The sequence below is a fragment of the uncultured Flavonifractor sp. genome (assembly GCF_944383115.1).
Lineage (GTDB): Bacteria > Bacillota > Clostridia > Oscillospirales > Oscillospiraceae > Flavonifractor.
Genome location: NZ_CALWOJ010000096.1, coordinates 1 through 7125, shown reverse-complemented (window position 1 = coordinate 7125; position 7125 = coordinate 1). Strand labels below are relative to the sequence as shown.

The window sequence follows — 7125 nt, the reverse complement described above, 5'->3', positions numbered from 1 at the left end:
TTGGTGGGCCGTTACCCCGCCAACTAGCTAATCAGACGCGAGGCCATCTCAGAGCGATAAATCTTTGGCAGTCAGAGCCATGCGGCCCAACTGCATCATGCGGTATTAGCAACCCTTTCGGGCTGTTATTCCCCACTCCGAGGCAGGTTCCTCACGCGTTACTCACCCGTCCGCCACTAAGAATTCCCTTCAGTTGTCCGAAAACTCCGTCAGGGGTTCTCCGTTCGACTTGCATGTGTTAAGCACGCCGCCAGCGTTCATCCTGAGCCAGGATCAAACTCTCAATAAAATGGTATCTAAAGAACCGAGGTTCTTCAAATCACTTTATCGAAGCTTAATTCATAGCTTCAAAGAAATTAAATCAAGAGCCTTCTGCACCAAGCTTGCGCTTGTTTCAGAAGGACTTCTCGTCCTTTCTGGTGCTTCGTGTTTCTTTCACGTTGTTTAATTTACAAGGTACACGCTCCGGCCAGCCCTCCGGGCTGACGTGCTATTTATTGTAGCACTGCCGGCTTTGCTTGTCAAGAACTTTTTCAAGTTTTTTCAGGGCTTTTTAGCCCCGATCCCCTTGTTCCGGTCCTTTTTCAAGCCAGTTCACACCTTCCGGCGCGAACTCATTTAGTTTACCACGCACTCTCACGTTTGTCAAGCACTTTTTTCAGCTCCCGCTGATCTTTGGTGCCCTCCGCAAGGCGCTCAGTTAGAATACCACCCTCACTCCCCTTTGTCAACACCTTTTTCATCTTTTCTTTGATTTTCTCCTTAATTGGTCGATCCATTCTCCGGTTGCGACTTAGTTCGAAGTATGTTACTCTATATATAATAATGGTGCAGCACCATTTGATCTCTAGTAGAGGGGGTACTACCATGCCCATTAAGATACCAGACTCACTACCCGCCACCGCCATCTTGGAAAGCGAAAACATCTTTGTTATGACCGAGCATCGGGCTCTGCACCAGGACATTCGTCCGTTGAATGTCCTGATTCTGAATCTGATGCCCACTAAAATCGTTACAGAGACCCAGATCCTGCGAAAGCTATCCAACACACCGGTGCAGATCGAAGTGGAACTGCTTCGGACGGCCAGCTATCAATCTCAGCACACCGACGAGGATCATCTTGCTTCCTTTTATACCACCTTTGACCAGATCAGGGATCGGAAATACGACGGCATGATTATCACCGGCGCCCCGGTAGAAAACCTGGAATTTGACCAGGTAGACTATTGGCCTGAGTTGTGCGAGATCATGACATGGAGCCTGACCCACGTTCATTCCACACTGCACATCTGCTGGGGCGCTCAGGCAGGGCTCTATTTTCACCACGGCATTGAAAAGCGCTCTCTGCCCCAGAAACTCTTCGGTGTATACGAACACCGGGTATTGAAACCAAACTCCCCCCTGTTTCGCGGGTTTGACGACGTGTTCTATGCTCCCCACTCCCGATACACTGAGGTCTGGGAGGAAGATATCCGCCGCGCCCCCGGCCTGGAACTGATCGCCGCCTCCTCTGAAGCGGGCGTCTATGCTGTGAAGACGGAGAACAGCCGGCAATTTTTTGTGTTGGGACACCCCGAGTATGACCCGGACACCCTGGCCAAAGAGTACTGGCGGGATGTCAATAAAGGCCTCCAGATCGCGGTGCCCGCCAATTATTTCCCCGGCGACGACCCTACCCGGGTACCGGTGGTCCGGTGGCGCAGCGCCGGGCAGCTGCTGTATACCAACTGGCTGAATTATTACGTCTATCAGACTACGCCTTACGACCTGAACGAGGTGTGATAGTAACACAGCTCCCCATATAGGCTCAGGAAGGAACGAATTGCATATGAAAAAGACCGACCCCTGCTATGAAGGCTATTTGCAGATCCTGCGGGAGGAGCTGGTACCCGCCATGGGCTGCACCGAGCCCATCGCGCTGGCCTATGGCGCGGCGGTGGCCCGCCGGGCCCTGGGCTGCCTGCCTGAAACAGTTTCCGTCCAGGTCAGCGGCAACCTGATCAAAAATGTAAAAAGCGTCATAGTCCCCAATACCGGCGGACTGAAGGGCATCCCCGCCGCCGTCACCGCCGGGCTGGTGGCCGGTGACCCGGACAAAGTGCTGGAGGTCATTTCTGTGGTAACGGAGGAACAGAAGGCAGAAATGACTGACTTCCTCCGCTCCCACCCCATCCAGGTTCATCTGGCCGACACTCCCCTGACCTTCGATTATACCATTGCCCTCACCGGCGGCGGCCACACCGTCACCCTGCGCATCGCCAACTACCACACCAACATCGTGCTGCTGGAAAAAGACGGGGTAAAGGAAATCGATATCCCGGTGGAGGGAGAGCAGGAGACCGCTCTCACCGATCGTTCCATCCTGTCCATCCAGGGTATCGTGGACTTTGCCGACAGCGTGGATGTGGACGATCTGCGCCCACTGCTGGAACTGCAGGTCCAGTATAATATGGCTATCGCGGAGGAGGGCCTGCTCCACGCCTACGGAGCCAATGTGGGCAAAGTACTCATGAGTACCGAGGCCTCCCTGGAACGCCGTGCCAGAGCAAAAGCCGCCGCTGGGTCGGATGCCCGGATGAACGGCTGTGAAATGCCGGTGGTCATTGTCTCGGGCAGCGGCAACCAGGGCATCACCGCCTCGGTGCCCGTCATCGAGTACGCCCGCTCCCTGGGCATTCCGGAGGAGCGGATGTACCGGGCGCTGGCGGTATCCGACCTGTGTACCATCCATCAAAAGACCTACATCGGACGTCTGTCCGCCTTCTGCGGCGCGGTGAGCGCCGGAGCGGGCGCCGGGGCCGGTATCTGCTACCTGCTGGGCGGGGGATACGACCAGGTGAAGCACACCATCGTCAACGCCCTGGCCTTCCACTCCGGCGTGGTGTGCGACGGAGCCAAATCCAGCTGCGCCGCCAAAATCAGTATGGCGGTGGAGGCGGGTATTTTCGGCTACCAGATGTACCAGAACGGCCAGGAATTCCGCACCGGCGACGGCATCATCAGCGACGGTGTGGAACACACCATCCAAAATGTGGGCGAACTGGGCCGCCAGGGCATGCGGGAGACCGACCATGTGATCCTGGAGATGATGACCCGGGAGCCCTGCTGAAAATGCGCAAAAAAAGCGTCTGCCGAGGCAGACGCTTTTTTGCGCTTATATTCGTTATGCCTTTTTCTTTTCCTGTCTGACCAGCTTGACGCAGGCGGCGATAACGCCGAAGAGGAACCAGTAGGTGAACATATTCCGGGGATAGAACCAGGTGTACTCCGCCACACTCACCACCAGGATGCCGCAGAAGGCGCCCAGGGCCGCGGCCAGCAGCCGCTTGGTGCGCTTGTCCAGGGTTGCCCGGAAGGCCTTCACGCCGCTCTTGAGCTGATAAAGCAGCAGGGCCAGGAAGGAGATTACGCCCCAGATGCCGGTCTCCGCCCACATCTGCAAATAGTTGTTGTGGGTATGGATGGGATAGGTGCCGTCAAAATTGGTGGGATAGGTCTGGAACACCTCTTTCATCACATCGGTGCCCAGGCCGATACCCTTGACCCAGTGGTCCCGCATCAGATTGCTGGTGGTGCTGTAGATCTCAAAGCGGTACTGGGTGGAGCTGTCCTCGGTGTTGGTGATGGTGAGAATGCGGTTGTAGATGGTCTCGGGCAGGAAGGGGATGGCCACCAGACCGGCCACAATGAACAGGGGCACCCACCGCCAGTCGATGAGGGCCAGAAACACCACCACCGCCAGGGCCAGACCAATCCAGCAGGAGCGGCCGTAGGTAAGGCCAATAGCCACCACGCCCACGCACAGGGAGAGCAGGGAGAGGATCTTGCCCCGCCAGTGGGAATTGAGGAAAAGGGCCAGCTCCAGAGGCAGCAGCATAACCAGCTGCTCGGCGAAGTTGTTGGGGTTGTCAAAGACGGAATAGACCCGGCCGGGCATACCGGCATTGACAGTCATATCCTGCTGGGAGGCCACCACCTCCACGCCGATATATCCCTGGTAGCAGCCGTAGATAGCGGCGATGGAGATGCCCAGCACCGCCAGGGCCACCACCAGCTGGAGCTGCTCATACTTGCGCACCGCGCTGACCACCAGCAGCACCAACAGGAAGGCGGTAATGTGGAAGGCAAAGAAGCGCATGGACAGGCGGGTAGAGATGGACCCGGCCAGAGCAATGCAGATAAAGGCCATATAGAGGCTCATGTAGGGCCCCAGGGTGTCCAGCTCCAGCCGGTCCTTTGCCCGGGAGGCGCTGCCGATGACGAACAGGCCAGTGACGGCCATCGCCCCCAGCAGGCCATAGGTGTTGTTCCACATCTCATGGGGGGCCACCAGCATCACCAGCATGAACAGGCCCAGGAAGAAGAATCCGGCCCCGCCCACGGCACCCAGAAAGCGGCAGAACAGGCTGCCGTCCCACACTGGGCGGCCGATCTTGTAAAGCCACTTACAGATGGCACAGGGGATGTTGATAATGGCGGTGAGCAGCCTGCAAATCAGGCTGTCCGGCCAAGCCTTGGGGATAGCCCCCTCCCGCCAAACAAAGCGGAAGAGGAGACTGCCTCTCAGCTGTCGGATAAACCACCGCTCCAGGCCCGCGCAGGCCCGTCCGGGCAGGCTGCCCGCCCAGGCCTGCCGGAATCCCAGCCAGATGGCCAGGAAAAAGCGCAGAAACAGGCTGTTTTTTGCAATAGACATCAGGTTTTTACTCCTTGGATTCAATCGTGAAGGGCTTTTTCGTACACGCCGTAGGTGGCCTTGGCCATCTTGTGGATCTCGAACTTCTCCGCAATGGTCCGCAGGGCGTTGGCCCGACAGGTGGCCCGGAAATCCGGGTCCTCCAGGAACCGCTTCATGGCCCCCGCCATGGAGTCGGGGTCGTCATAGGTCACCAGCAGGCCGCAGCCCGCCTCGTCATTTACGATGTCCGAATTGCCCCCCATATCAGTGGCGATCACCGGCAGGCCGGCAGCCATAGCCTCAATAATCAGGAAAGACAGGGCCTCATGCAGGGAGGAGTTGACGTACAGATCGGAACCCTTGTACAGATTCTTGATATCCTTGCGGAAACCAATGAACTTCACCTGCTCCTCCAGCCCCAACGCTTTGACCTGGGCCTTGGAGGGCTCCAGCAGAGGGCCGTCCCCCGCCAGCACCAGGGTAAAGGGTTTGTCCGTCAATTCCGTCAGCCGTTTCACCGAGTCAATGAGGTACTTGTGGCCCTTGTCGTCGGCAAAGCGGGAGGCGCACAGCATGACAAACCGGTCCTCGGGCAGACCCAGCTCAGCACGGAGGGTGGATTCCGAGCGGTCCCCCGCCCAGGCCTCCAGATCCACCGCGTTGAAGATGACCTGGATGCGCTCGGCGCTCCAACCGTTGGCAATAAGCTGCTCCTTCCCCTTGTTGCACACAGCGATCATCTGATCCTGCCGCTTGTCCATCCAGCGGTTGGACAGCCGGGTGATGAAGTCGTTGGCCAGGACGAAGTGGTTGGTATACACCACCCGGATCTTCTTGTTGTACTTTTTGGCCAGCAGGGCGGTATAGTGTTCCCGCAGGTAGTGGCAGTGGATGAGATCAATATCCCACTCCCGGCACAGATCGGCCAGAGCCTTGGCCGCCTCCTTGTCGAACCGGCGGCGCATGGTGATCTGGCGGCAGGGAACTCCCATTGCCTCCAGCCGCTCCACCAGCAGTCCGCCCTCGTTGTAGGCAAAGAAGGGCTGCACCAATCCGTCGGCAGAGAGGTATTTCACCAGCGTCTCCACATATCGCTCCGTGCCTGCCTTGCCCGCATAGTTGAGCAGATAGAGTACCTTGCGCATGGCAAATTCTCCTTTTCCTTCGGCGGATTATTTCTCCGCCCAGTTGCCGGTAGCCTCCGCCTTCAGGTAGGCATTGATAAAGCCGTCCAGATCGCCGTCCATGACGCCGTTGACGTTGCTGGTCTCATAGCCGGTGCGGTTGTCCTTCACCAGCTGATAGGGCATGAACACATAGGACCGGATCTGGCTGCCCCACTCGATCTTGAGCTGGACGCCCTTGATGTCGGAGATCTTCTCGGCGTGCTGCTGCATCTTCAGCTCCACCAGCTTGGCCCGCAGCATCCGCAGGCAGGTGTCCTTGTTCTGGAACTGGCTGCGCTCGGTCTGACAGGAGACCACAATGCCGGTGGCGTGGTGGATCAGGCGGACGGCGGAGGAGGTCTTGTTGATGTGCTGACCGCCGGCGCCGGAGGAGCGGAACACCTGCATTTCGTAGTCCTCGGGCCGGATCTCCACGTCGGCGTCCTCAGGCAGGTCGGGCATGACCTCGATGGCGGCAAAGGAGGTCTGCCGCCGGGCGTTGGCGTCAAAGGGGGAGACCCGCACCAGCCGGTGGACGCCGTGTTCGCTGCGCAGGTGGCCGTAGGCGTTCTCACCTTCAATGAGGATGGTGGCGCTCTTCAGGCCGGCCTCGTCGCCGTCCAGATAGTCCAGGGTCTTGCAGGTAAAGCCGTGACGTTCGGCCCAGCGGGTGTACATCCGGAAGAGCATCTGGGCCCAGTCCTGGGCCTCGGTGCCGCCGGCGCCGGCGTGGAAGGTGAGGATGGCGTTGGAGTTGTCGTACTCGCCGGTAAAGAGGGTGGACAGCTTGGCCTCCTCGATGTTGGCCTCCAGCTTGGCAAAGCCTTCCTCCAGCTCGGGCACCAGGCTCTCATCCTCCATCTCGTTGCCCAGCTCACACAGGGTCATCAGGTCCTCCCACTGGCCCTGGCGCTTCTCCTGGCCCTCGATCTTGTCCCGCAGGTTCTTGACCCTCTGCTGAACCTTCTGGGCCTTCTCCAGGTTATCCCAGAAGCCATCGGAGGCGCTCTCCGACTCCAGCATCTCAGCCTCCCGCCGGGCGGCCTCCAGGCCCAGGGCCTGCTCCAGTTCGTCCAGCTCCGGCTTGAGGTTGTTGAGCTTTACCTTATATTCATCAAACTGTAACATAGATCCACTCTCATTTCCGTAAAATAGCCTTACTATTATATCCAACCACAGCCCTAATGTAAAGAGAAGGGCACCAAAAAACCGCCCGAAGGCGGGCGGTTTTTATCGGCTGCTGGCGGACCAGGCCGGATCGGTACAGAAGATCAGATCATC

The 7125-nt window shown here is 58.3% G+C and carries 5 protein-coding genes and 1 rRNA gene; 2 read left to right on the top strand and 4 right to left on the bottom strand.

Annotation, left to right across the window (positions count from 1 at the left end):
* Nucleotides 1-289: ribosomal RNA gene (locus Q0K43_RS09365) — 16S ribosomal RNA — on the bottom strand; the annotation flags it as partial.
* Between the two features lie 578 nt (nt 290-867).
* Here Q0K43_RS09365 and metA point away from each other — a divergent pair.
* Together metA and Q0K43_RS09355 are read left to right on the top strand one after the other, a co-directional pair.
* On the top strand, nt 868-1782 hold the full coding sequence (metA, locus tag Q0K43_RS09360) for a homoserine O-acetyltransferase MetA (protein WP_297290278.1): 915 nt from the start codon (nt 868-870) through the stop codon (nt 1780-1782).
* 40 nt (nt 1783-1822) lie between these two features.
* Complete coding sequence (locus Q0K43_RS09355) at nt 1823-3109, top strand: serine dehydratase subunit alpha family protein (RefSeq protein WP_366086270.1); 1287 nt, start codon at nt 1823-1825, stop codon at nt 3107-3109.
* Between the two features lie 54 nt (nt 3110-3163).
* Here Q0K43_RS09355 and Q0K43_RS09350 read toward each other — a convergent pair whose 3' ends face one another.
* Genes Q0K43_RS09350 through prfB form a run of 3 tightly spaced genes read right to left on the bottom strand, consistent with a single transcriptional unit; the run spans nt 3164 to nt 6972 of the window.
* Entirely contained in the window at nt 3164-4696 is a 1533-nt protein-coding gene (locus tag Q0K43_RS09350) for an O-antigen ligase family protein (RefSeq protein ID WP_297290276.1), read from the bottom strand.
* A gap of 20 nt (nt 4697-4716) precedes the next feature.
* Nucleotides 4717-5823: a glycosyltransferase family 4 protein gene (locus Q0K43_RS09345; RefSeq protein WP_297290275.1), complete on the bottom strand. Its 1107-nt coding sequence runs from the start codon at nt 5821-5823 to the stop codon at nt 4717-4719.
* A 27-nt stretch (nt 5824-5850) separates the two neighbouring features.
* Entirely contained in the window at nt 5851-6972 is a 1122-nt protein-coding gene (gene prfB / locus Q0K43_RS09340) for a peptide chain release factor 2 (protein WP_297290274.1), read from the bottom strand.
* Nucleotides 6973-7125 lie beyond the last annotated feature (153 nt).

What these genes read in the sequence shown, in the direction of transcription:
- prfB (WP_297290274.1), bottom strand. Translation starts at nt 6,972, where the DNA reads ATGTTACAGTTTGATGAATATAAGGTAAAGCTCAACAACCTCAAGCCG.
- metA (WP_297290278.1), top strand. Translation starts at nt 868, where the DNA reads ATGCCCATTAAGATACCAGACTCACTACCCGCCACCGCCATCTTGGAA.
- Q0K43_RS09345 (WP_297290275.1), bottom strand. Translation starts at nt 5,823, where the DNA reads ATGCGCAAGGTACTCTATCTGCTCAACTATGCGGGCAAGGCAGGCACG.
- Q0K43_RS09350 (WP_297290276.1), bottom strand. Translation starts at nt 4,696, where the DNA reads ATGTCTATTGCAAAAAACAGCCTGTTTCTGCGCTTTTTCCTGGCCATC.